Raw genomic sequence first — 21,723 nt, forward strand, 5'->3', positions numbered from 1 at the left:
TTCCGACGCCATCGGTTGTGCGAGGCGTCCACCAATGCTGTCCTGGTGGGCGCTTCCTGCACGAAAGGTGCGAAAGATGTCCAGGATGACCCATGCCCCCGTGACCGCCCCGGCGCTCACCGCGATCGAGCAGCGGGTCCTGTGGCTCGCCACCGCGATCGTGCACCAGGCCAACCGGGTCCGCCCCAACCCGTCGGGGCTCAAGGTCGGGGGCCACCAGGCGTCGTGCGCGTCGCTCGTCTCGATCATGACGTCGTTGTGGTTCCGGCACCTGCGTCCCGAGGACCGCGTGTCGGTGAAGCCGCACGCGTCGCCGGTGCTCCACGCGATCAACTACCTGCTCGGCGAGCTCGACGAGGCCTACCTGCCGACGCTGCGCGAGTTCGGCGGCCTGCAGAGCTACCCGAGCCGCGCCAAGGACCCCGACCCCGTCGACTACTCGACCGGTTCGGTCGGGATCGGGGCGACCGCCCCGATCTGGGGCGCGCTGGCGCGTCGCTACCTGACCACCCGGGGCTCGGCGGCGGGCACCGGACGGCAGTACTCGCTGGTCGGCGACGCCGAACTGGACGAAGGCGCGATCTGGGAGGCCATCCTCGACCCGGCCGTCGCCGAGCTGGGCGAGATCGTCTGGATCGTCGACCTCAACCGCCAGTCCCTCGACCGGGTCGTCCCGAACATCGCGGCCGGGCGGCTGCAGGGCATGTTCGACGCCGCCGGCTGGCAGGTGCTGACGCTGAAGTACGGGCGCCTGCTGGAAGAGCTGTTCACCCGGCCCGGCGGCGCCGAGCTGCGCGCCCGCATCGACGCGATGCCGAACCCCGAGTACCAGCGGCTGCTGCGCTGCGACGCCGCCCAGGTGCGCGACCGGCTGCCCGCGGGCGACGCGGCCCTGGCGTCGCTGGTCGAATCGCTGGACGACGAGACGCTGCTGGCCGCGATCCGGAACCTCGGCGGCCACGACCTCGGCTCGCTCGACGAGGTCTTCGCGTCCATCGCGGACGACCGGCCGACGGTGATCTTCTGCTACACCGTCAAAGGCCGCGGCCTGCCCACCCAGGGGCACCCGCAGAACCACTCGTCGCTGCTGACCGTGGCGCAGATGGCGGAACTGGCCTCGTCGCTGGGCACGGACCTCGCTTCGCCCTGGGAGCGCTTCGCCGACGGGTCGCCCGAAGCCGCGTTGTGCACGGAAGTCGCTTCGCGCCTTCGCCGTCCGGACGTTCCTTCCGCGCCTTCGCTGAAGCTGCCCGTCGACATCGGGCGTACGCCGTCCGGGACCGCTACAACGCAGGCGGCGCTGGGTCGCGTGTTGCTCGACCTGACACGCGAAGCGCCCGAAGCGGCGAAGCGGGTCGTCACGGTCAGCCCGGACGTCAGTTCGACGACCAACCTCGGCGGCTGGGTCAACAAGGTCGGCGTCTGGTCGGCGACCGAACGCCGCGACTGGTTCGAAGATGACCCCGAAACGATCATGCACTGGCGGGAGAAGCCGACCGGCCAGCACGTCGAACTGGGTATCGCCGAGACGAACCTGGTCGGCCTGCTGGGCGAACTGGGGGCGACCTGGAGCCGCTGGGGTGAGCCGCTGCTGCCCATCGGCGTCATGTACGACCCGTTCGTCGAGCGCGCGCTGGAGCCGTGGTCGTTCGGCATCTACGCGGGCGGGCAGTCGATCCTGATCGGCACGCCGTCCGGTGTCACGCTCGCCCCGGAAGGCGGCGCGCACCAGTCGATCACCACGCCGTCGATCGGTATCGAGCAGCCCGGCTGCGTCAGCTACGAACCGGCGTTCGCGATCGACACCGAGTGGACGCTGCTGGCCGCGCTCGGCCGGCTCGGCAAACCCGGCGGGACGTCGTCGTACTTCCGGCTCTCGACGCGTCCGGTCGACCAGACCCTCGCCGCCGTGCCCGCCGACCCGGCGGCCCGCGAACGCCGCCGCCGTCAGGTCGTGGCGGGCGCGTACCTGCTGCGGCGGGCCGCCGCACCGGCCGTGACGCTGGCGGCGATGGGCGCGCTGGTGCCCGACACCCTGGCGGCGGCCGAGCGGCTGGCCCAGGTCGGCGTCGAGGCCGACGTCGTGTGCGTGACCAGCCCGGGGCTGCTGTTCGAAGCGGTCCAGGCCCGGTCCGGCCGCGGGCACGGCGAGACGTGGATCCTGGACCAGGTGTTCCCCGCTTCCCGCGCGAAGCCGCTGGTCACGGTGCTCGACGGGCACCCGCACACGCTGGCGTTCCTCGCCGGGATCAACCGGGTCCCGTCGGTCGCGCTCGGCGTCACCGGGTTCGGCCAGTCGGGCTCGCTGGAGGACGTCTACCGCCACCACGGCATCGACACGGACGCGATCATCCGGGCCGCGCTCGACGCCGTCAGCTGAAGGTGGCGCCGGCGAGCAGGTTGTCCATCTTCGTGTCCCAGCCCGGGAAGGACCCGTACTGGACGACGAGGATCCGGCTCGTCGGCAGCCACCACATCCGGACCTGGTTGTTCTGCGCCGAGTTCTCGCAGGTGACCTTCCAGCGGCCGTACTCGGCGTTCTTGGGCCCGATCCGCGCGAACCCGGAGTCCACGAGGGTGCTGCCGGTGGCCGTCGTGGCCTTCCCGGGCGGTGAAGCGGGGGTGATGCAGGTCGGCAGGTCCGTGCCGGGGTACCAGCCGAAGGGCCGCTTGGTGCTCGGCGGGTTGATCGGTGCCTGGGGGTCCGCCGTGCGCAGGTCCAGGATCCGCGCTTCGCACACGACGGCGGCTTCGGCGAGGCAGCCGTCCAGCAGGCCGTCCGGGCTGTGCTCGGTGTAGGTCGCGCCCGCCGGCAGGGGCAGGTGCAGGGAGCCGACGGTGGCGTGCGGCCCGCTCGGCGCGGGCGGCGCGGTCTCGGCCGGCGTGCTGCAGGCGGCGACACCCGAGGTGACCGCGACGACCAGGACGACGACCAGGACAAGGTGCCGGAGGGACACGCGTTCACCTTCTTTCGTCGGACGCTTTCCTTCTTCGATCATCCTGGTGGGTGAACCGGGGCCGCCGACCGGGGCCGCCCGTGACGTGGAGTACACGCCGTGGGGGCGGCTCGGGTGGTCGCGGTGAGCGCGTGGGAGACTAGAGCCGTTATGACTGCCCTTCCCCTCGTCTTCGACGCGCCCAAGCGCGGCCTCCCGCCGCGCCACCTCGCCGACCTTTCGGTGTCCGAGCGCGCGGCCGCGGTCGCCGAGCTGGGGGAGAAGCCGTTCCGCGCGAAGCAGCTGTCGAACCACTACTTCTCCCGCCTGACGGTGGACCCGGAGGAGATGACGGACATCCCGGCGGCGTCCCGTGCGCGGCTGGTCTCCGATCTGATGCCGACGCTGCTGACCGAGGTGCGCGCACTGGCCGCGGACGACGGCGCGACGCGCAAGACGCTCTGGCGGGCGCACGACGGCACGCTGCTGGAGAGCGTCCTGATGCGGTACCCGGACCGCGCGACGCTGTGCATTTCGAGCCAGGCGGGCTGCGGCATGGCGTGCCCGTTCTGCGCGACCGGCCAGGGCGGCCTGGACCGCAACCTGTCGACGGCGGAGATCGTGGACCAGGTCCGTTCGGCGGCGGCGGTCATGCGCGACGGCGCGATGCCCGGTGGGCCCGGCCGGTTGTCGAACATCGTCTTCATGGGGATGGGCGAGCCGCTGGCGAACTACAAGCGGGTGGTGGCGGCGGTGCGGCGGATCACCGACCCCGCGCCTGGCGGCCTGGGGATCGGTCAGCGGTCGGTGACGGTGTCGACGGTGGGCCTGGCGCCGGCGATCCGGAAGCTGGCGGACGAGAAGATGCAGGTGCGGCTGGCGGTTTCGCTGCACACGCCGGACGACGAGCTGCGGGACACTTTGGTGCCGGTGAACGAGCGCTGGTCGGTCGATGAGGTTCTTTCCGCCGCCCGGTACTACGCGGACACGTCCGGTCGGCGGGTGTCGATCGAGTACGCGCTGATCCGGGACATCAACGACCAGCCGTGGCGGGCGGAGCTGCTGGCCAAGCGGCTGCGCAAGCACCTGGGCCAGCTGGTGCACGTGAACGTGATCCCGCTGAACCCGACGCCGGGTTCGAAGTGGGACGCGTCGCCGAAGCCGGTGGAGCGGGAGTTCGTGCGGCTGGTGAACGCGGGCGGAGTAGCGTGCACGGTGCGTGACACGCGCGGCCAGGAGATCGCCGCGGCGTGCGGCCAGCTGGCCGCCGAAGGCTGAGTTTTCGTTTCTGTGATGGAGTGTTTGTCGTGATGTATGCCCCCAGCCTGCTGGACCCCGCTGCGGAATCCTTGAAGCTGGCGGACTTCCGCGGCGCCACGGACGTCGCCCGCGGCGCGCGGTCGTTGCTGGGCGAGCGGTTCAGTTCGGTGACGTTCATGTACGTCCTGATGCGGGCGTACGAGGTCGAGTACAACGCGGCCCGCGACGCGGCGCGCTGGCACGAGTTCCACGGTGGTCCGCGCGCGTTGTCGGACGCCGATCTGGAGAAGCTGCTCGCCCCCTGGCTCGACCGCTGACCGCCGGCCGGCCCGGCCGGTCGAGGCGTACGAATGGTGGCAGACAGGTCCGGGCCGCGGTGTTAGAACGGTAGGCATGCCGCATCGGATGTCTCGGTACGCCACCATCGTCGTCGGGGTCCTCGCACTGACCGGGGCCGGGGTCGCGCCTGCGCACGCCGTCAGTGGGCCGATCCAGACCTTCACCTTCAGCGGGACCGCGCTGACCGCGGTGAACCAGTACTCCTACTTCCCGCTCGGGCCCATCATCCCGCTGCCCGTGTCGATCTCGCGGGTCACCGACGGCTCCGCGCAGGTCGTGGCCAGTGGCAAGGGTGTCGTGCAGTACCAGTGCAACGGGACCGCGCTAACCACCTACACGGCCAACAACAGCACGCTCAGCGTGCCCTGCGGCTGACCGGTCAGCCCGCGAGGGACTCGGCCAACCTGACCAGCTCGCGGGCGTCGTCGTCCAGGCTGCCGCCGTCCGGGACGGCCAGCGGCATCGGCTCCTCGGGGACCTGCTCGCGCCGGGCGTGCGCGCGCAGTGCCGCCGTCAGCCGGTCCGGCAGCGGGCCCTCCGAGACCGCCACGTACGGGCTGATCCGGACCAGCCCGTCGCGGCATTCGATGACCCGCCGGTAATAGCGGCGGTGCACGCCGAGCACGCTCAGCGCGTCCCACCGGCCCAGCGGTGTCCGGCTCAGCGCGTCCTCCGGGAACGCCTCGTGCAGCTTTGTCCACAAGGGACGGAGCCGGTGGTACGTCCGCAGGTGCTGCCACCACACCCGGGCCGCTGCCAGGCGGGTGGCGACGCCCGGGTAGGACAAGCCCACCACGAGCAGGATCGCGCTCGGGAACACCAGCCAGACCGTCGCCTGGACCAGCAGCCGGGGGATCGCCGCGCCCGCCCAGTGCACCAGCACCACCGCGATCAGGGTCGCTCCGCCCAGCGCGCCGATCGCGAACCCCACCGACGCCACGGTCAGTCCCCGGGCCAGCCGTGGTGCCGCTCCGCGGGCGTAGCGCCGCGCGAAGAAGCACGCACTCGCGATGCCGTAGGTCAGGTACAGGTCGGCCGCGAGGTAGAAGACCGAGACCGCGCTGCGCGGGTACTGCGCCGGCGGGACGTCCGGCATGAGCACCGTGACGGCCGCCATCACCAGGAGCGCGGTGCCCAGCGGCACCGCCTCCAGCAGGGCGCGCCGCCGGGCCCGGGCGGGCGGCAGGGCCGAAAACAGGAAGAAGCACGCCAGGGAAAACACCAGCCCGCACAGGAAGACGTGCTGGAACAGCAGCGGCACGATCCGCCCGGGGTCCGGCTGGTTGACGTCGCCGGCCAGCAGGCCCAGCGGGTAGGCGGCCGCGAAGCAGGCCAGGCAGGCGGTGACCATCCAGCGGGCCACGTCGCCCGGGGCGCGCGTCAGCTGGTAGCTCTTCCACAGCAGCGCCGGGAACAGGATGACGGCCTGGACCACGAGGAGCGTGATCTTGCTGCTCACAGCCAGCCCAGCCGTTCGTCCAGCGCGGCGTCCATCCGCCGGGCGGCACCTTCGTCCGACGACGGCGGGGCGACCCGGTCGAGGACCGACGCCCACTCCAGGATGATCGTCGCCACCGTCTCGGCCTCCCGCTCGTGGTCGGTGTCGTAGGAGGTGCGCAGCAGGGCCCGCCGGACCGCCTCCGGCTCCAGCCCCGGCACGAGCCGCCCGGCCAGGTCGTGGTTCTCCGCGGTGGCGCCGTGGCCGGCCAGCATGTGGCCCAGTTCGTGCAGGATGATGTGGCGCTGGTGGGCCTTGCTCGTGTCCTGCTGGTAGACGACGTAGTCGGCCTGGGCGGTGGCGATCCAGGCGCCGAACGGTCCCGGGACCGGGATCCGGTGCGGGATCAGCCGGATCGGGCGGCCGCGCTGGTCGCCGACGCTGCGGCACAGCTCGAGGACGTCGAGCGGCGGGCGGATGCCCAGTTCCTTCAGCAGCCGCCTGCAGCGGCGCCGCAACTCGCGTTCCTTCACCAGCCGCCTTGCCATCGCCGTCGGAGCACACGGACGGTAGCCCGCTACGCCCTTACGGTAGACGACGGCGCCCCAGCCGATGATCGCCCGCCCCGGGGACGGAAATCGGTGGCGGCGACGGCGTGCAAGCGGTTGACTCGGCTCCCATGGGGCAGGTGCGCGGAACGTGCGACGAGCGATTCCGGGACGTCCGCGACGCACTCGCGGAGTCACTGGCCAAGGACGACGTCGGGGCTTCGGTCGCGGTGTTCGTCCACGGCGAGCCCGTGGCCGACCTGTGGGGCGGGTACGCCGACGCCGGCCGGACCGTGCCGTGGGAAGAGGACACGATCACCAACGTCTGGTCCACCACCAAGACGATGCTGGCCCTGTGTGCCCTGGTCCTCGCGGATCGGGGAGAACTCGACCTCGACGCACCGCTCGTGGCGTACTGGCCGGAGTTCCGCGCCGCGGACGTGCGGGTGCGGCACGTGCTCTCGCACACCGCGGGCCTGCCCGTCTGGGACACGCCCATCACCCTCGACGACCTCTGTGACGCACCGAAGGTCACCGCGCTGCTGGCCGCGCAGACGCCGCGGTGGCCGCCCGGCGACGTCGGCTGCTACCACGCGGTGACGCAGGGATTCCTGCTCGGCGAAGTGGTCCGGCGGATCACCGGCCGGACGATCGGCGCGTTCTTCGCCGCCGAAGTCGCCGGCCCGCTGGGTGCCGACTTCCGCATCGGGCTGCCCGACGACGAGCACCACCGCGTCGCGCCGTCCCTCGCCCCGCCCGGCGGGCTGACCCCGCCGCCGCCCACCGAACTCTTCGACGTCGCCCCGAATCCGGACCTGGTGCCCGAGGACACGAACACCCCGGCGTGGCGCCGCGCGGAGATCCCTTCGGGCGCCGGGTACGGCAACGCCCGGTCGGTCGCGGCCGTCCAGTCGGTCCTGTCGGCCGGCGGCACCGCCCGCGGCGTGCGGCTGCTGTCCCGGGCCGGGTGCGAGCGGGCCCTGACGGAGCAGTACCACGGCCTCGACCACGCGCTGGGCGTGCGGATGCGCTACGGCATGGGTTACGGCATCAGCGGCCGCACCTGCTTCTGGGGCGGCATGGGCGGTTCGCTGGTGTTCAACGACCTCGACGCCGGCCTCACCGTCGCCTACGTGATGAACCGGATGGTCGACGCCGTCGTCGGCGACGGGCGGGGCATGACCATAGTGACCGCGGCCTACGGCGGCCTGGGATAACGCTCAGCCCGGCCGGGCCGGTGCCCACAGGCCGTCGGCGTCGCCGGCTTCCAGCCGCCCCCGGTACACCCCGATCTTGCGTTCGATCAGCTTCAGGTTCTCCTGCAGTTCCGCCAGCTTCGCCAGCACGTCGGCGCGGTGTTCTTCCAGCAGCGCCAGGCGTTCCGGTTCGTTGCCGCGCCCGGCGGTGATCAGCTCGGCGTAGCGGCGGATCGTCTTGATCGGCATGCCCGTCGCGCGGAGCTTGGTGCAGATCTTGATCCAGTCCAGGTCCAGCTGCCGGTAGCGGCGGCGGCCGCCGGCGGTGCGGTCGACGTCGGTCACGACCAGGCCGGCCCGTTCGTAGTAGCGCAGCGTGTGGGCGCTGACCCCGCTGCGGCGGGCCGCGTCGGCGATGGTCAGCCCCTCCGCGGGGATCGGCTTGACTTCGAGCACGCTCTAAATCCTAGCTTCGGACGCATGACCGTTCCCACCGCCGGCCGTCCGGGTCTCGTGCTCGCGATCTGCTGCGCCAGCATCGTCGTCGTGGTGATGGACATCTCCATCGTCACCGTCGCCCTGCCTTCGATCCGCCGCGACCTCGGCGCTTCCGTCTCCGGTCTGCAGTGGACCGTCGACGCCTACACGCTCGTGCTGGCCGCGTTCCTCGTGCTCGCCGGATCGACCGCCGACCGGTTCGGCCGGCGGCGCGTGTTCCGGTGGGGGCTCGCCGTCTTCGGGCTCGGGTCGCTGCTGTGCAGCCTGGCCCCGGGCATCGGCTGGCTGATCGCGGCCCGCGTGCTGCAGGCCGCCGGCGGCACGATGCTCAACCCGGTCGCGATGGCGATCGTCGCCACCACCTTTCCCGGGCCGGCCGAGCGCGCCCGCGCGATCGGCGTGTTCGGCTCGATGTCCGGCCTGGCCCTGGCGCTCGGGCCGATCCTCGGCGGCGCGCTCGTCGACGCCTTCGGCTGGCGGGCCGTGTTCTGGGTCAACGTCCCGATCATCGCCGCCGCGCTCGTGGCCACGACGCTGTTCGTGCCGGAGTCGCGGGCGCCGCGGGCCCGCCGCTTCGACCCGGTGGGGCAGGTGCTCGTGCTGCTGGTGCTCGGCAGCGTCGTCTCCGCCCTCATCGAATCGCACCGGCTGGGCTGGACGTCCCCGTGGATCCTCGGGCTGCTCGCCGTCGCCGGGCTCGGCGTGCTCGGCATCCTCGCCTGCGAACCGCGGCGCCCCGATCCGCTGCTCGAACTGCGCCTGTTCCGCAGCGTGTCCTTCAGCGGGGCGATCGTCATGGCGCTGTTCGCGCTCTGCGGGTTCGGCGCCTTCCTGTTCGTGACGACGCAGTACCTGCAGGACGTCCGCGGCATGACCCCGCTGACGGCGGGCCTGTGCCTGCTGCCGGTCGGCGTGCTCGTCCTGGTCCTGTCGCCGCGGACCGGGCGGTTCGTCGGCACGCGCGGGCCGCGGTGGCCGCTGGTCGTCGCCGGTGCCGCGCTCGCCGCCGGCGGCCTCGCCTCGGCGTTCCTCGGCCCGGCGACGCCGCTGCCCGTCGTGCTCGCCACCTTCCTGCTGTTCGGCGTGTTCCTCGGCGCGGTGAACCCGCCGATCACGAACACCGCCGTCGCCGGGATGCCGGGATCGATGGCCGGGGTGGCCGCGTCACTGGCGTCGGCCGGACGGCAGACCGGCACGACGCTGGGGGTCGCGCTCTCGAGCGCCGGGCACGGGGTGTGGTGGCTGGTCGCCGGGCTCGGCGCCGCCCTCGTCGCGCTGGCGCTGCTCAGCACCGGACGCCGGGCGGCCGCGACGGCCCGCCGGGCGGCGGCGCTGTTCGACGAGCTCAGCCTCCCGCGACCGACGGGATGATCTGCACCTCGGTCTCTTCGCGCAGCACCGTCGCGGAGCCGTCGCGGTGGCGGCACTCCTCGCCGTCGACGTAGAAGTTGACGTACCGGCGCAGCCCGGCCTGTTCGTCGCGCAGCCGCCGTTCCAGCGCCGGGTACCGCTCGGCGAGCACGTCGAGCAGGGTGCCCAGCGTGGCCGGCTCGGCGACTTCGACGGCCAGCCGGGCCTCGCCGCCGGCCTTGTCCCGCAGCGTCCCGGGCAGCAACACGGTGATCCGCACGGTCTCACACCCTCGCGGCGCGGACGCTGAGCACGTCGGGCAGGTGCGCCGCGACGAGCTGCCAGCTGTCGCCGTCGTCGCGGCTGGCGTAGACGTCGCCGGTGCGCGAGCCGAAGTACACCCCGGCCGGGTCGGCGTCGTCGGTGCACATCGCGTCCCGCAGGACGCCGGCCCAGTACCCGTCGGGCAGTCCCGGCCCCAGCGCTTCCCACGACTTCCCGGCGTCCTCGCTGCGGTACACCCGGCACCGGCCCTCCGGCGGGAACCGCATCGCGTCCGCGACCAAGGGGAACGTGTAGACCACCTCCGGCCGGTTCGGGTGGACGACGATCGGGAAGCCGAAGTCGCTGGGCAGCCCCTCGGCGATCGACTGCCAGCTGCCCCCGGCGTCGTCGCTGCGGTAGACGCCGTGGTGCACCTGGGCGAAGAGGCGGTTCGGCGCGGCCGGGTGCCGCGCGACCTTGTGCACGCACTGGCCGTATTCGGGGTACGGGTCGGGCACGTGGACCGCCTTGATGCCCGTGTTGGCGGGCGTCCAGGACGCGCCGCCGTCCTCGGTGCGGTAGACACCGCCGGTGGACATCGCCACGGTGACGCGGGCCGGGTCGGCCGGGTGCGGGAGCACGGTGTGGATGGCCTTGCCGCCGCCCCCGGGCGTCCAGTGCGCGCGGTGCGGGTGGTCCCACAGGCCGCGGACCAGCTCGTAGGTGCGGCCGCCGTCGGTGGACCGGAACAGGGCGGACGGCTCGGTGCCGGCGTAGACGACGTCCGGCTCGCTCGCCGGGCCCGGCACGAGCTGCCACGCCCTGGCCAGCGCTTCGCCGGTGTCCGCCGGGAACGCGATCGGCGCGTGGCCGGGTTCGGCCCAGGTCGCCCCGAGGTCGTCGCTGGTGGCCACGCTCGGCCCGTAGTGCTCGCTGGTCACCCCGGCCAGCAGCCGCGGGGTGGCGCGGCGCGTGTCGATGCCGACCGCGTACACCTCCGTCATCGGGTGGTGCGGGCCGGTGAGCTCCCAGGTGACGCGGTCGTCGGTGCTGGTTGCGAGCCACAGGCCCTTGCGCGTTCCGATCGCGAGCAGGACGGACATCGGACACCCTTCTCCCGGTGATGCAGGTCACAGGTACTCTGCCGCAAAACTCTCCCCGGAGAAATGTCGAACGCCGGAGGCGGCCGATCGACGCGGGGGTGAAGGCCGGTCACCGCGTCCGGGAACGCACCGGACCCCGGCCGAAGACACCAGGGAGCAGACCATGCGTTTCCTCATGATGCACCGCGTCGACGAGCACGACCCGAAGTCGTGGAACCCCAGCCAGGAGTTCATCGGGAAGATGGGCGGCTTCATCCAGGAGGCGGCGGAGAAGGGCATCCTGATCACGGCGGAGGGCGTCCACCCGACGGAGAAGGGGGCGCTGGTCCGCAAGGCCCGCGGCGCCGCCGTCCGCGTGACCGACGGGCCGTTCGCCGAGGCCAAGGAGGTCATCGGCGGCTTCGCGCTGATCAACGCGGCGGACCGGGCGGAGGCCGTCGCGTTCGCCGAGCGGTACGTCGAGCTCTTCGACCAGGACATCGAGGTGGAGGTCCGCCAGGTCGTCGAGTTCGAGGACCTGCCGACGCAGGACTGAGGGCGGCCGGTGGCGCTAGGGTGACCGGAACGACTCCGGGGGGTGGACGATGTTCCTGGTCACCGGCGCCACCGGCAATGTCGGCGCGGAAGTGACGGCGGCGCTCGCCGCGGCGGGCGCACCGGTCCGGGCGCTGGTGCGCCGGCCGGATGTCGAGTTGCCGGAGGGCGCCGAAGCGGTCGTCGGCGATCTCGACGATCCCGGCAGCCTGACCGACGCGCTGAAGGGCGTCGAAGGCGTGTTCGGTGTTGTCCGGCTACGAGGACATGCCGGGCATGCTGGCGAAGGCGCGCGACGCCGGTGTGCGGCGGATCGTGTTGCTGTCGGGGGGATCGGCGGCGCTGGCCGACCTGGACAACGCGGTTTCCCGGTACATGACGCTGTCCGAGCGCGCGGTGCGGGAGTCGGGTCTGGACTGGACGTTCCTGCGGCCGCGCGCGTTCATGTCGAACGCCCTGCGCTGGCTGCCGCAGCTGCGCTCGGGCGACACGGTCCGCGTCCGGTTCCCGGACGTCGCGGCGGCGTGCATCGATCCGGCCGACATCGCGGCGGTGGCGGTCCTCGCGCTGGCCGGCGGGCACGAAGGGCTCGTCCACGACCTGACCGGACCGGTCGCGATGCGGCCCGTCGAGCAGGTCGCGGCGCTGGCCTCGGTGCTCGGGCGCGACCTCCGGTCCGTGGGGCTGTCGGACGCCGAGACGCGGTCGGAACTCGAGGCCGCGATGCCGCGTGAGTACGTCGAGGCGTTCTGGAGCTTCTACGTCGACGGGACGTTGGACGAAGCGACGGTGTACCCGACGGTGTCCGAAGTGACCGGCCGGCCGGCGCGGACGTTCGAGGAGTGGGCCGAGGCACACGCGGACGCCTTCCGGTGACGTCGTGAAGCGGCGGTGGCTGGGCGCCGCGGTCAGCGTCGTCGCGCTCCTGGCCGCCGCGGCCCACCTCGTCTGGCCCGGGTTGAAGATCGACGCCAGCACGGTGCTGCTCTTGGTCGTGGCCCTGGTGCCCTGGCTCGGTGAGCTGCTGGAGAGCATCGAGCTGCCGGGCGGCTGGAAGGTCAAGTACCGCGACCTGCAGCAGCGCCAGGACGCGCTCGAGCGCACGACCGCGGAAGCGAGCAGCACCGCCCAGGCGGCGCTGGGGGCCGCGCGGGGCGAGGACCTGCCACCGACGATGGAGACGGTCCGCCTGTTCGCCGAGGAGTACCAGCGGCTGCGCAAGACACCCCGGCAGCCGGCCCGCACCGCGGAGCTGGACCAGCTGTTCGGCGCGATGGTGACCGTGCTGCCGCGCGTGCCGGGCTTCGACCCGGTGCGGGCTTTCGGCGACGACGACGGCGGGATGCGCCTCGCCGGGTACGCCGCGCTGTACGGACGGCCGGATCCCGCGTTGCTCGAGGACACCGTGCGGGCGCTCGGCCGGGAACCCACCGCCTTCATCCAGTACTGGGCGATCCGGACGGTGGCCGCGCTGCTCGAACGCGCGGATCCGGACGCCGTGCCCGAAGAGGTCTTCGACGTCCTGCAGGAGCTGCTCACCCGGCTCCCGCAGGGCACTTCCCGGCGTGAGCAGCTCGGCCGGCTTCTCGACGCACGCCGCTACGGCTGAGCGCCGTTCCGCGCGGGCGGATTCTTCTGCGATGGTGTGTCCAAGCGGCGGGCCGCCGTTCGTAGTGGTGGCGTACGGCAACCGAGCCACAGGAGGAATCCCGTGAAGTACCTGATGCTGATCAACGCCGCGCTGGACGCCGGGGGCGAGGTCGCCGGCGGCTGCACGCCGGCGGACTGGCAGCTGTTCCACAAGGAGATCCAGGAGGCGGGCGTCTACCTGTCCGGAAGCTCGCTCGCCGACTTCACCACGGCCGCGACGGTCCGGGTCGACGACCGGGGCGAGCGGCTCGTCACCGACGGTCCGTTCGCCGAATCCCGGGAGGTGCTCGGCGGCTACTTCGTCGTCGACGTGCCGGACCTCGACGTCGCGCTCGACTGGGCGGCGCGCTGCCCGGGGTCCCGCGACGGCGGGTCGATCGTGGTGCGGCCGCTGGCCGACCACGAAGGCTGACGCCGGTGGCGGGGCGGGCGGGCGCGCCGGCCGGGGCTGCCGGGGATCCCCGGCTGAGCCTCGAGGCGGTGTTCCGGGAGGAGCGCGGGCTGCTGCTCGCCGCGCTCGTCCGGCGGTTCGGCGACCTCGACCTGGCCGAGGAGGTGACGTCGGAGGCGATCGAGGCGGCGCTGGTGCGCTGGCCGGCCGAGGGCGTGCCGCCGAAGCCGGGCGCCTGGCTGATGACCACGGCCCGGCGCAAGGCGGTCGACCGGCTGCGCCGCGACCAGGCCTACGCGGCCCGGCTCGCGGTGCTGCAGGTCGAGGCCGAACGCGCGGCGCCCGCGCCGGAGTCCGGCGGCGGCCTGCCGGACGAGCGGCTGCAGCTGTTCTTCACGTGCGCCCACCCCGCCCTGCCCGCCGAGGACCGCGCGGCGCTGACGCTGCGCTGCCTGGCCGGCCTGACGACCCCGGAGGTGGCGCGGGCGTTCCTGGTGCCGAGCGCGACGATGGGCAAGCGGATCGTGCGCGCGAAGCACCGGATCCGCACGCTCCGGATCCCGTTCCGGGTGCCGGACGCCGTCGAGCTGCCCGGGCGGCTGCCGGGCGTGCTCCAGGTCGTGTATTCGATCTTCACCGAGGGGTACGCGGCGAGCGCGGGCCCGGACCTGCAGCGGCTCGACCTGGCGGAGGAGGCGATCCGGCTGGCCCGCATCCTCCGCCGGCTGCTGCCGGGGGAGCGGGAGGTGGCGGGCCTGCTGGCGTTGCTGCTGCTGATCCACGCGCGCCGCGACGCCCGCACGGGCCCGGACGGCGCGCTGGTGCTCCTCGACGACCAGGACCGCACCCGCTGGGACCGCGCGATGATCGCGGAGGGGGCGGCACTGGTGGAGGTCGCGCTGACCGGCGGGCCACCGGGCCTGTACGGCGTCCAGGCGGCGATCGCGGCGCTGCACGACGAGGCACCGGACGTGGCGGGCACGGACTGGCCGCAGATCGTGGCGTTGTACGACGTGTTGCGCGGGCTGGCCCCCTCGCCGGTGGTGGAGCTGAACCGAGCGGTCGCGGTGGCCATGCGCGACGGCCCGGCGGCGGGGCTGGTGCTGCTGGACGCCCTGGCGGACGAGCCGAGGTTGCGCGGGTACGGCCCGTTCGCGGCGGCGCGCGGGGAGCTGCTCAGCCGGTCGGGCCGTGCTGCGGAGGCGGCTGCGGCCTACCGGGAGGCGCTGGAGCTGGCCGGGACCGAGCCGGAGCGGGGGTACCTGCGCGGGCGGTTGGCGGAGGTGACGCGGTCGGGTGAACAGCGCTGACGGCGGCCTTGCGCGGGAATCGTTCCCGCGCAAGGCTTTCCGCCGTCCGGCCGCAGCCATCCCGCTCCGCCGGCCACCCGGAACTGTCGGTGGCCCCCGGTAGGCTGGAACCCGGGGGCCGGAGGCCTAAGCCGCCCGCAACGCCGCCACCGCCGCCGCGAACATCGTCCCCTTGATCGCCCCCAGCGTTCCGCGGTCCTTCCCCGCCAGCGCGTGCACCCGTTCGCTCGCCACCTTCACCACTTCGCCCTCGGCCGCGATGTCGTCCACCAGCCCGATCTCCGCCGCCTCGGCGCCTCCGAAGCGGCGTCCCGTCGTCATCGACGCCACGGCCGCCGACGGGGTCAGCTTCGCCTGGATCAACGCCGCCATCCCCGGGGTGAACGGGATGTTGATGTCCGCCTCCGGGAAGCAGAAGTACCCCCGGTCGGCGCGCATGACGCGGAAGTCGTGCGCCATCGCGAGCATGGCGCCCGCGCCGAACGCGTGCCCGTTGACCGCCGCGATCGTCGGAACCGGCAGCGTCAGCAGCCGCGCGAAGAGTTCCTGCACGTCGGCCACGTACGCCGAGGCCTGGTCACCGTGCGCCGTCAGCCATTCGAGGTCGAGGCCGTTGGAATAGAACTTGCCGCTGCCGGTGGTCACCAGCGCACCCCCGACACCGTCCAAATAGGAGTGCACACGCTGCAGCCAGTCCGGGGAAAACCGGTTTTCGTCGTCGCCCAGATCCAGCACGGATACGGTCACGGTCGGTCCTTTTCTCGAGGGGGCACGGTCAGCACGGCCCGCACCGCGGCGGCCAGCCTGGCCCGTACCAGGGGATCGGTGATGTCACGGCGGAAGAACGCGGTCGGCAGGTCGACGACGCACGTGGTGATCACCTCGACCGCCAGGCCGTCGCCGCGGTCCCACAGCTGCCGGGCGAGCCGGACGAGCAGCGCGACCAGGCGCTTGTCCACCGCGTGCAGCGCTTCCGCCAGCTCGTCCGGCAGTTCCGGCCCGAACAGCCGGTCGCCGCGGACCGCGAGCAGCATCCGCGCCCCGTCGGGACGCGCGGCGGCGAACACCGCGGGCGTGTCCGCCGCCGCGACGACGGCCTCCACCGGCGAAGGGGCCTTATCCACCAGTGCGGTCTGCAGGTCGAGGAACGCCGTCGCCGCGCGCAGCCAGACGCGGGCCAGCAGTGCGCTGAGGGACCCGAACGCGTGGTAGATCGTCCCGTTCGGCACGCCCGCGGCCGCGGCGAGGCCACGGACCGTCACCTCCGTCGAGGAGGCGACGAGCCGTTCGGCGACGTCGAGGAGCGCGTCGAGGTCGTGGACGCGGGGGCGGGGCATGCCGCGACGGTAACAGAGCACGTGCTCCAAAACCAGGGCGGTAAGCTGCCGCCGTGGAGATCTGGATCAACCCGGCGTGCTCGAAGTGCCGGACCGCGGTGTCGATGCTGGACGAAGCGGGCGCGGAGTACACCGTGCGCCGCTACCTCGAGGACCCGCCGACGGCGGCGGAGCTCGAAGCGGTCCTGGAGCGCCTCGGCCTCGAGCCGTGGGACATCGCGCGCACCGCCGAGCCGGTCGCGAAGGAGCTCGGCGTCAAGGCGTGGGGCCGCACGCCCGAGGACCGGCCGAAGTGGATCGAGGCGCTCGCCGAGCACCCCAAGCTGATCCAGCGGCCGATCATCACCGCCGACGACGGCACGGCGGTCGTCGCCCGCGACCCGGAAACGGTGCGCTCGGTCCTTTAGGGGATCGCGTCGGTCGTCGACAGCAGCGGGACATCGAGGGGCACCGTCTCCGGGTACTTGATCCCGGCGCCGGTGTTGAGCACGACGACGTCTTCGCCGCCCTCGAGCCATCCCGACTCGCGAAGGTGCCGCAACGCGGCGAAGCACGCTCCGCCTTCCGGGCAGACGAACGTGCCCTCGTAAGAGGTCAGTTCCCGTTGCGCGGCAAGGAGCTCCTCGTCGGTGACGGCGACGGCGGTGCCCCCGGTCGCGTACACGGCGTCGAGCACGAGGAAGTCGCCCAGCGCCTTGGGCACGGTGATGCCGAAGGCGACGGTCCGGGCGTCCGGGAACGGCGTGCTTTCCCGCTCGCCGCGCGAAAACGCCGTGACGATCGGCGCGCACCCGGTGGCCTGGACGGTGACGAGCCGGGGCAGCGGCCCGGAGATCCAGCCCAGCTCCCGCATCTCCAGCAGCGCCTTGTGGATTCCGATGATGCCGACGCCGCCGCCGGTCGGGTAGAGGATGACGTCCGGCAGCCGCCAGCCGAACTGCTCGGCGAGCTCGTACCCCATCGTCTTCTTGCCCTCGATGCGGTACGGCTCCTTCAGCGTGGAGACGTCCTGCACGCCGGGGCGCCGCCCGGCCGCCGCGGCGATCAGCTTGCCCGCGTCCCCGATGAGACCGTCCACCCGGTACAGCTCGGCGCCGGCCGCGACGCACTCGCGCATGGTGATCGCCGGGGCGTCGCCGGGCATGGCGACCAGGCTCGACAGCCCCGCGCGCGCCGCGTACAACGCCCACGCCGCGCCCGCGTTGCCGTTCGTCGGCATCGCGATCCCGCGCACGCCCAGTTCCGCGGCCCGCGAGACGCCGACCGCGGCGCCGCGCGCCTTGAACGTGCCGGTGGGAACCAGCCCTTCGTCCTTCATCCACAGGCGCGAAAGCCCCAGCTCGCGGCCGTAGCGCGGCAGCCGCAGCACCGGCGTCATGCCCTCGCCGAGGCTGACGACGTGCTCGGCCGAACGCACCGGCAGCACCTCGTGGTAGCGCCACAGCGTCGGTTCCCGCCCGGCGATCTCCTTCGGTGTCACGGCTTCGCGGACGCCGTCGAGGTCGTACCGCGCGAGCAGCGGCGCGCCCGCGGGGGAGAGTCCCTGGACCGCGTCGGCCTCCAGGCGTTCGCCGGTCCGGGAGCACTCGAGGTGACTGAGGAAGGAGTACGGCACGGCGCCGATCCTAGGTCCTAAAGTGGGGCCATGGACGCGCTGCGGGTGTGCCTGTACGTCTTCGCCGGGGTGACGCTCGGCACCTGGCTGGTCTCCGTGGTGACCAGGGAGTACTCCTGGGTCGACCGGATCTGGTCGATCGTGCCGGTGGTCTACGCCGGGATCTTCGCCGGCGCCGCCGGGTTCGCCGACCCGCGGCTCGACGTGCTGTTCGCGCTGGTCGCGCTGTGGGGCGCCCGGCTGACGTTCAACTTCGCCCGGAAGGGTGGTTACGCGCCCGGCGGCGAGGACTACCGGTGGGCGGTGCTGCGCGAGCGGATGGCACCCTGGCAGTTCCAGCTGTTCAACTTCTTCTTCATTTCGCTGTACCAGAACGTGATCCTGTTGCTGATCACGCTGCCGGCGTTGCCGGCGCTGGAGAACCGGGGCTCGTTCGGCGTGGCGGACGTCGTCGTCGCCGTGGTGTTCGCCGCCTTCCTCGTGGGGGAGACGGTCGCCGACCAGCAGCAGTGGGACTTCCACCGCGAGAAGCACGCCGGCCGGGCTTCGACGCGGTTCCTCCGGAGCGGGCTGTTCCGCTACTCGCGGCACCCGAACTTCTTCTTCGAGCAGGCGCAGTGGTGGGCGGTCGCCGCGTTCGGCGTGGTCGCCGGCGGTCTGCAGTGGACGGTCGTCGGCGCGGTGCTGCTCACGCTGCTGTTCGTGGGCTCGACGCGGTTCACCGAGAGCATCACGAAGTCCCGGTACCCGGAGTACGCGGACTACCAGCGGCGGACGTCGGCCGTGGTCCCGTGGTGGCCGCGGCGCGAAGCGGTCCGCGGCTGACGGCTTCCGGTGCGTCCTGGCCGGCCCGCGAGAGTCTCGACGTCTCGGGGCATGGCGCGCGGCCGGACGTCTTCTCGCTCACCGTCGGCGAGCGGCTCCGGGACGGCGTCACCTACCTCCGGTGACGCCGTCCGCCCGCGCTCACACCGCCAGCCGGCCGCCGTCCACCGGGAGAATCGCGCCCTGGACGAAGCTCGCGTCCCCCGCCACCAGGAACGCGATCGCCGCCGCGATCTCCTCCGGCCCGGCGACCCGGCCCGCCGGGCCCGCCGCCGCCAGTTCGTCCAGGCCCTCGCCGAACACCGAGGTGCCTTCCGTGCGGGTCGGGCCCGGGCTCACCGCGTTGACCCGCACGCCCGACGGCCCGTACTCCGCCGCCCACGCCTTCGTCAGCAGCTCGACCGCCGCCTTCGAGGAACCGTAGAGCGCCATGCCCGCCATGCCGCGGGTCGCGACCATCGTCGACACGTTGACGATCGCGCCGCGGCCGCGGGCCGCCATCTCCGGCGCCAACGCGGCGACGAGGAAGAACGGCACCTTCACGTTGGTCGTGAAGACGGCGTCGAAGTCCGCTTCGGCGAACTCCGCGGTCGGCCCGGTCGGGAAGATCCCGGCGTTGTTGACCAGCACGTCGATCGGCCCGCCCAGCTCCCGCGCCCGGTCCGCGAGGGCGCGCGCCGAAGCGGCGTCCGTCAGGTCCGCCGCGACGAAGTCGGCCTTGCCCCCCGCCGCGCGGATCTTCGCGACGGCCTCGGCCCCGCGCCCGGCGTCCCGGCCGGACAGCACCACGTGCGCGCCCAGCCCGGCCAGCGCGACCGCCGTCGCGCGGCCGATGCCGCTCGTCCCGCCGGTCACCAGGGCCGTCGACCCGGACAGTTCTGCAGTCATCGCTCAACTCCTTCGAGATCCCCGGGGTTTTCCCGGTCGCAGGGTTCAAGCGAGACCGCAGCCGGAGACTTCCGGCCGGGCGTTCGGCCCTCCTTATACCTCCGATCCGGTCTGCCGATGGTCTTCCAGTGCCGCGACGAACTCGGCGACGTCCCGCCGGCGCGACGCCGCCGGCCACACCGCCCAGGTCCGCCGGACGATCGGGTTCCCCGCCAGCGGCACCCACCGGACCGTCTCCGGCAGCGGGTACGGCCATTCGGGCGGGGCGAAGGCGTACGCCCCGCCCGCGCTGACCGCCGGGATCTTGAGCTCGACGATCAGCCGCTGTTCCTCCGGGACCTCCGGGCCGACGTCGAGGCCGTGGCTGCGCAGGATGGCCGCCAGCTCGTCGTACCAGGCCGGGCTGCCCGCCCGCGGGAAGGCGAACCACTCCAGCCCGGCCAGGTCCTCGAGCCGGACCGGCGAGCCCAGCTTCTCCGCCAGCTCCGTGGCCAGCAGGACACCGACGTCTTCGGTCACCACGAGGGCCGCGTCCAGGTCCGGCCCGGGCGGGCGCTCGCGGACCAGCCCGACGTCCAGCTCGCCGGCCCGCAGCGCGGCCACCTGCGCCACCGACGACAGGTGGCGGGCCTGCACCCGCGTGTCCGGCAGCCGCGCGAGCGCCGCCGGCAGCAGGTCCGGCGGCAGTTCCAGGGGGACACCGACGCGCAGGACGCCGCCACCGTCCGCGGTGTGCCGGGCCATGGCGGCCAGCGCCTGGTCGTGGCGCGCCAGCACCGCGCGGGCCTCGCCGAGCAGCGTCGTCCCGGCCTCGGTGACCTGCACGCCGGTGCTGGTGCGCACCAGAAGCCGGACGCCGAGCCGCCGTTCGAGCGCGGTGATCGTCTGCGACAGCGCGGGCTGGCTCACGTGCAGCTGCCGGGCCGCCTTGGACATCGCGCCCGCCTCGACGACCGCGACGAACGCGCGCAGCTCGCGGATTTCCATCAGCGGGCCCACCGGATCGGCAGCGACTTGAGGCCGTTCTGGAAGTTCGACCGCAGCCGCACGGGTTCCCCGGCGAGTTCGACGAAGCCGAGCCGGTCCAGCACCGCGTCGAACATCGCCCGCAGCTGCACCCGGGCCAGGTGCGCGCCGAGGCAGAAGTGCGGGCCGTGGCCGAAGGTCAGGTGGTCGTTCGGCGTCCGCCCGATGTCGAAGGTGTCCGGTGCGGGGAACACCGACGGATCCCGGTTGGCCGAAGAGAACCAGACGACCACCTTGTCCCCGGCACGGATGTCCACATCGGACAGGCGGACGTCCGAAACCGCCGTGCGCCGGAAGTGCATGACCGGTGTCCACCAGCGGAGCATCTCCTCGACCGCCGACGGCAGCAGCGACCGGTCGGCCAGCAACCGCCGGTACTCCGCGGGGTGCGAGAGCAGCGCGAGCAGTCCGCCGGGCAGGCCGTTGCGCAGGGTTTCGTTGCCCGCCACGGAAAACAGCCAGAACAGGTTCTCGAACTCCGCGAGCGAGACGCGGCCGCCGTCGTCGCCGACGTGCCGCATCAGATTGCTCATCACGTCTTCGCCCGGGTGCTCGCGCTTGTATTCGCCGAGCGCGTTCGCGTACGCGTAGAGGTCCGGCATGCCCGCGCGCGTCCGCGGATCCGGCATCGACCCGTCCGGCCCCGGCGACGGGCGGACGGCGAGCGCGGCCCGGGCCAGCTCGCTCACCTCGGACACGGAAACCGTCGAGCTCACCGCGTATTCGGCGTCCTGGTAGCCGATCACCCGGTTGCTCCAGTCGTACATCAGCCGCCGGTCCTGTTCCGGCACACCGAAGACTTCGGCCAGGGTCAGCAGCGGCAGGTCGGCGGCCACCTGCGCGAAGTCGCACTCGCCGTCGTCGGCGACGGCAAGCACGAGCGCCCGCGCCCAGCTCTCGATCTGCGAAGTCAGCTTCGCGATCGCGCGCGGGGTGAACGCCTTGGTGAGCAGCCCGCGCAGCCGCCCGTGCTCCGGCGGATCCATGTTGAGCATCATCCGGCGCACGTAGGCGAGGTCGGCCGCGTCGCGGATCTGGGTTCCGCCCAGCTGGGACGAGAACACCCCGGGATCGCGCAGCACCCGCCGGACCTCGGCGTGGCCGAGCACCGCCCAGAAGTCGTCGACGCGCACCACCGGGCCGGCGCGCCGCAGCCGCGCCAGCTCGTCGTACGGGACCCCTCGCACGTAGGTGTCCGGATCGGTGATCACGAAC

Annotated in this window: 26 protein-coding genes and 1 pseudogene; 15 read left to right on the forward strand and 12 right to left on the reverse strand. The window is 72.9% G+C overall.

The features are described from left to right. Positions 1-85 precede the first annotated feature (85 nt). The gene (locus ACLJOU_RS29595; protein WP_410571809.1) at positions 86-2,380 is read left to right on the forward strand and encodes a transketolase-like TK C-terminal-containing protein; all 2,295 of its coding nucleotides are present in this window, start codon (positions 86-88) and stop codon (positions 2,378-2,380) included. On the opposite strand, the gene ACLJOU_RS29600 is transcribed toward ACLJOU_RS29595, so the two are convergent. After that, entirely contained in the window at positions 2,373-2,957 is a 585-nt protein-coding gene (locus tag ACLJOU_RS29600) for a hypothetical protein (RefSeq protein WP_410571811.1), read from the reverse strand. The two genes, ACLJOU_RS29595 and ACLJOU_RS29600, sit on opposite strands and share 8 nt — an antisense overlap. A 150-nt stretch (positions 2,958-3,107) precedes the next feature. Between ACLJOU_RS29600 and rlmN the strand changes: the two genes are divergently transcribed. The 3 genes from rlmN to ACLJOU_RS29615 all read left to right on the forward strand — a co-directional run bounded on the left by rlmN (position 3,108) and on the right by ACLJOU_RS29615 (position 4,910). Next, a complete protein-coding gene (rlmN, locus tag ACLJOU_RS29605; protein WP_410571813.1) occupies positions 3,108-4,214 on the forward strand; it encodes a 23S rRNA (adenine(2503)-C(2))-methyltransferase RlmN in 1,107 nt (368 codons plus the stop codon). 32 nt (positions 4,215-4,246) lie between these two features. Further along, positions 4,247-4,513, forward strand: a complete 267-nt coding sequence (locus ACLJOU_RS29610) for a hypothetical protein (RefSeq protein WP_410571815.1) — start codon at positions 4,247-4,249, stop codon at positions 4,511-4,513. Between the two features lie 76 nt (positions 4,514-4,589). Continuing rightward, positions 4,590-4,910 carry a hypothetical protein gene (locus ACLJOU_RS29615; RefSeq protein ID WP_410571816.1) on the forward strand — a complete coding sequence of 107 codons (321 nt, stop codon included), beginning with the start codon at positions 4,590-4,592 and terminating at the stop codon, positions 4,908-4,910. Between the two features lie 4 nt (positions 4,911-4,914). On the opposite strand, the gene ACLJOU_RS29620 is transcribed toward ACLJOU_RS29615, so the two are convergent. Further along, entirely contained in the window at positions 4,915-5,994 is a 1,080-nt protein-coding gene (locus tag ACLJOU_RS29620; RefSeq protein ID WP_410571818.1) for an MAB_1171c family putative transporter, read from the reverse strand. Beyond that, positions 5,991-6,506, reverse strand: a complete 516-nt coding sequence (locus tag ACLJOU_RS29625; protein ID WP_410571819.1) for a hypothetical protein — start codon at positions 6,504-6,506, stop codon at positions 5,991-5,993. Before ACLJOU_RS29625 ends, ACLJOU_RS29620 begins: the two co-directional genes overlap by 4 nt. Positions 6,507-6,652: 146 nt before the next feature. On the opposite strand from ACLJOU_RS29625, the gene ACLJOU_RS29630 reads away from it, so the two are divergent. Further along, on the forward strand, positions 6,653-7,738 hold the full coding sequence (locus ACLJOU_RS29630; protein ID WP_410571821.1) for a serine hydrolase domain-containing protein: 1,086 nt from the start codon (positions 6,653-6,655) through the stop codon (positions 7,736-7,738). Between the two features lie 3 nt (positions 7,739-7,741). Here the strand turns inward: ACLJOU_RS29630 and ACLJOU_RS29635 are convergent, their stop codons facing one another. Continuing rightward, complete coding sequence (locus tag ACLJOU_RS29635) at positions 7,742-8,173, reverse strand: MerR family transcriptional regulator (RefSeq protein WP_410571823.1); 432 nt, start codon at positions 8,171-8,173, stop codon at positions 7,742-7,744. Positions 8,174-8,197: 24 nt separating this feature from the next. On the opposite strand from ACLJOU_RS29635, the gene ACLJOU_RS29640 reads away from it, so the two are divergent. Then, positions 8,198-9,586 carry an MFS transporter gene (locus ACLJOU_RS29640; protein WP_410571824.1) on the forward strand — a complete coding sequence of 463 codons (1,389 nt, stop codon included), beginning with the start codon at positions 8,198-8,200 and terminating at the stop codon, positions 9,584-9,586. Here ACLJOU_RS29640 and ACLJOU_RS29645 read toward each other — a convergent pair. Both ACLJOU_RS29645 and ACLJOU_RS29650 read right to left on the reverse strand, forming a co-directional pair. Further along, positions 9,561-9,845, reverse strand: a complete 285-nt coding sequence (locus ACLJOU_RS29645; RefSeq protein WP_410571826.1) for a ubiquitin-like small modifier protein 1 — start codon at positions 9,843-9,845, stop codon at positions 9,561-9,563. The genes ACLJOU_RS29640 and ACLJOU_RS29645 overlap by 26 nt on opposite strands. Before the next feature lie 4 nt (positions 9,846-9,849). Further along, positions 9,850-10,932, reverse strand: a complete 1,083-nt coding sequence (locus ACLJOU_RS29650) for a WD40/YVTN/BNR-like repeat-containing protein (protein WP_410571828.1) — start codon at positions 10,930-10,932, stop codon at positions 9,850-9,852. 163 nt (positions 10,933-11,095) lie between these two features. Between ACLJOU_RS29650 and ACLJOU_RS29655 the strand changes: the two genes are divergently transcribed. The 6 genes and pseudogenes from ACLJOU_RS29655 to ACLJOU_RS29680 all read left to right on the forward strand — a co-directional run bounded on the left by ACLJOU_RS29655 (position 11,096) and on the right by ACLJOU_RS29680 (position 14,817). Then, the gene (locus ACLJOU_RS29655) at positions 11,096-11,467 is read left to right on the forward strand and encodes a YciI family protein (protein ID WP_410571829.1); all 372 of its coding nucleotides are present in this window, start codon (positions 11,096-11,098) and stop codon (positions 11,465-11,467) included. A gap of 49 nt (positions 11,468-11,516) precedes the next feature. After that, a pseudogene (locus ACLJOU_RS29660) lies at positions 11,517-11,684 on the forward strand (NmrA family NAD(P)-binding protein); the annotation flags it as partial. A 28-nt stretch (positions 11,685-11,712) separates the two neighbouring features. Next, the gene (locus tag ACLJOU_RS29665; protein ID WP_410571831.1) at positions 11,713-12,342 is read left to right on the forward strand and encodes an NAD(P)H-binding protein; all 630 of its coding nucleotides are present in this window, start codon (positions 11,713-11,715) and stop codon (positions 12,340-12,342) included. A gap of 4 nt (positions 12,343-12,346) precedes the next feature. After that, on the forward strand, positions 12,347-13,075 hold the full coding sequence (locus tag ACLJOU_RS29670; protein ID WP_410571832.1) for a hypothetical protein: 729 nt from the start codon (positions 12,347-12,349) through the stop codon (positions 13,073-13,075). Between the two features lie 102 nt (positions 13,076-13,177). Continuing rightward, positions 13,178-13,528: a YciI family protein gene (locus ACLJOU_RS29675; RefSeq protein WP_410571834.1), complete on the forward strand. Its 351-nt coding sequence runs from the start codon at positions 13,178-13,180 to the stop codon at positions 13,526-13,528. A 5-nt stretch (positions 13,529-13,533) separates the two neighbouring features. Next, positions 13,534-14,817: an RNA polymerase sigma factor gene (locus ACLJOU_RS29680; RefSeq protein ID WP_410571836.1), complete on the forward strand. Its 1,284-nt coding sequence runs from the start codon at positions 13,534-13,536 to the stop codon at positions 14,815-14,817. A 126-nt stretch (positions 14,818-14,943) separates the two neighbouring features. Here the strand turns inward: ACLJOU_RS29680 and ACLJOU_RS29685 are convergent, their stop codons facing one another. Together ACLJOU_RS29685 and ACLJOU_RS29690 are read right to left on the reverse strand one after the other, a co-directional pair. After that, the gene (locus ACLJOU_RS29685; protein WP_410571837.1) at positions 14,944-15,564 is read right to left on the reverse strand and encodes an enoyl-CoA hydratase/isomerase family protein; all 621 of its coding nucleotides are present in this window, start codon (positions 15,562-15,564) and stop codon (positions 14,944-14,946) included. Then, positions 15,561-16,154, reverse strand: a complete 594-nt coding sequence (locus ACLJOU_RS29690; protein WP_410571839.1) for a TetR/AcrR family transcriptional regulator — start codon at positions 16,152-16,154, stop codon at positions 15,561-15,563. The genes ACLJOU_RS29685 and ACLJOU_RS29690 overlap by 4 nt, the downstream gene beginning before the upstream one ends. Before the next feature lie 53 nt (positions 16,155-16,207). Here ACLJOU_RS29690 and ACLJOU_RS29695 point away from each other — a divergent pair, with 53 nt between their 5' ends. Then, positions 16,208-16,561, forward strand: coding sequence for an arsenate reductase family protein (locus ACLJOU_RS29695; protein ID WP_410571840.1), 354 nt, complete (start codon positions 16,208-16,210; stop codon positions 16,559-16,561). On the opposite strand, the gene ACLJOU_RS29700 is transcribed toward ACLJOU_RS29695, so the two are convergent. Next, a complete protein-coding gene (locus tag ACLJOU_RS29700) occupies positions 16,558-17,769 on the reverse strand; it encodes a threonine synthase (protein ID WP_410571842.1) in 1,212 nt (403 codons plus the stop codon). The two genes, ACLJOU_RS29695 and ACLJOU_RS29700, sit on opposite strands and share 4 nt — an antisense overlap. A 30-nt stretch (positions 17,770-17,799) precedes the next feature. Between ACLJOU_RS29700 and ACLJOU_RS29705 the strand changes: the two genes are divergently transcribed. Together ACLJOU_RS29705 and ACLJOU_RS29710 are read left to right on the forward strand one after the other, a co-directional pair. Further along, positions 17,800-18,594 carry a DUF1295 domain-containing protein gene (locus tag ACLJOU_RS29705; RefSeq protein WP_410571843.1) on the forward strand — a complete coding sequence of 265 codons (795 nt, stop codon included), beginning with the start codon at positions 17,800-17,802 and terminating at the stop codon, positions 18,592-18,594. Beyond that, on the forward strand, positions 18,564-18,719 hold the full coding sequence (locus tag ACLJOU_RS29710) for a hypothetical protein (protein WP_410571845.1): 156 nt from the start codon (positions 18,564-18,566) through the stop codon (positions 18,717-18,719). The genes ACLJOU_RS29705 and ACLJOU_RS29710 overlap by 31 nt, the downstream gene beginning before the upstream one ends. A 16-nt stretch (positions 18,720-18,735) precedes the next feature. On the opposite strand, the gene ACLJOU_RS29715 is transcribed toward ACLJOU_RS29710, so the two are convergent. The 3 genes from ACLJOU_RS29715 to ACLJOU_RS29725 form a co-directional block, all read right to left on the reverse strand. Then, positions 18,736-19,482: an SDR family NAD(P)-dependent oxidoreductase gene (locus tag ACLJOU_RS29715; RefSeq protein ID WP_410571846.1), complete on the reverse strand. Its 747-nt coding sequence runs from the start codon at positions 19,480-19,482 to the stop codon at positions 18,736-18,738. Positions 19,483-19,575: 93 nt separating this feature from the next. Beyond that, positions 19,576-20,469, reverse strand: a complete 894-nt coding sequence (locus tag ACLJOU_RS29720; protein ID WP_410571848.1) for a LysR family transcriptional regulator — start codon at positions 20,467-20,469, stop codon at positions 19,576-19,578. Further along, a complete protein-coding gene (locus ACLJOU_RS29725; RefSeq protein ID WP_410571850.1) occupies positions 20,469-21,719 on the reverse strand; it encodes a cytochrome P450 in 1,251 nt (416 codons plus the stop codon). Before ACLJOU_RS29725 ends, ACLJOU_RS29720 begins: the two co-directional genes overlap by 1 nt. Positions 21,720-21,723 lie beyond the last annotated feature (4 nt).

The organism is Amycolatopsis sp. cmx-4-61 (assembly GCF_046548775.1).
In the GTDB taxonomy this organism is placed as follows: domain Bacteria; phylum Actinomycetota; class Actinomycetes; order Mycobacteriales; family Pseudonocardiaceae; genus Amycolatopsis.